Here is a 780-nt window from a genome sequence, read left to right on the forward strand (position 1 = left end):
CGTAACCAGCGTCACCCAGACAGGCAACCCNCTCCACAACGCTATGGCAGAGCGACTTAACGGGATCATCAAGAACGACTGGCTCTACAACTTTGAGGACAAACCCATAGAAGAAGTTCGAGAGATCCTCTCGCAAACGATTGCTCTCTATAACACAGCGCGTCCTCATCGAGCCCTCAACAAGAAGACTCCGATGCAGATGCTCATACCAGATTACCCCAACCCTCTAACCACACAACCATCTAAGAAACAGATTTCTAAGAACAATTCACCAAAAGCTCCGAGCCTCAAAGCTCCGAGCCCATGCCGCTTAACTCCCAACAAAGAGCTATCTTTGTGTACCTCCGCAGTAAAAACGACCACAAGTCGTGTACCCCAGCAGGAGCAAAACTAACAGATGAGTACACTCACAGGACTAACAAAAATAACCCGTGTACCATCTCAGTAACACCTTCCCAACTGTGTACTTTTTTCAGGAAGAGGACAACACCTATGGAACTCTAGTTTCATACGTGTGGCAATTTTGTTTCTCCCAGGTGAAACTCCAGTTTCTCCCGCATGAAACTCCAGTTTCTCCCGCATGAAACTCCAGTTTCTCCCGTATGAAACTACATTCTCCTCACAGATGGCGAAACTGAGGAGGACATCCTACTACTAATATACGTCTCAGCTCTACGCCACTGTCAAGGAAATTGAGAGATTCCTCCGTGGATATCCTTAATTATCCAGCGAGGAACGGACAAATTCTTCGGAACTTCGAAATCTTTCTTCCGAAGAATG

General features: G+C 46.7%; 1 protein-coding gene. It reads left to right on the forward strand.

Annotated elements, in window-relative coordinates; genetic code table 11:
* On the forward strand, nt 1-394 hold a 394-nt coding region (locus PORUE0001_RS09830; protein WP_007365538.1), incomplete at its 5' end, for an integrase core domain-containing protein.
* Nucleotides 395-780 lie beyond the last annotated feature (386 nt).

The organism is Porphyromonas uenonis 60-3 (assembly GCF_000174775.1).
In the GTDB taxonomy this organism is placed as follows: domain Bacteria; phylum Bacteroidota; class Bacteroidia; order Bacteroidales; family Porphyromonadaceae; genus Porphyromonas; species Porphyromonas uenonis_A.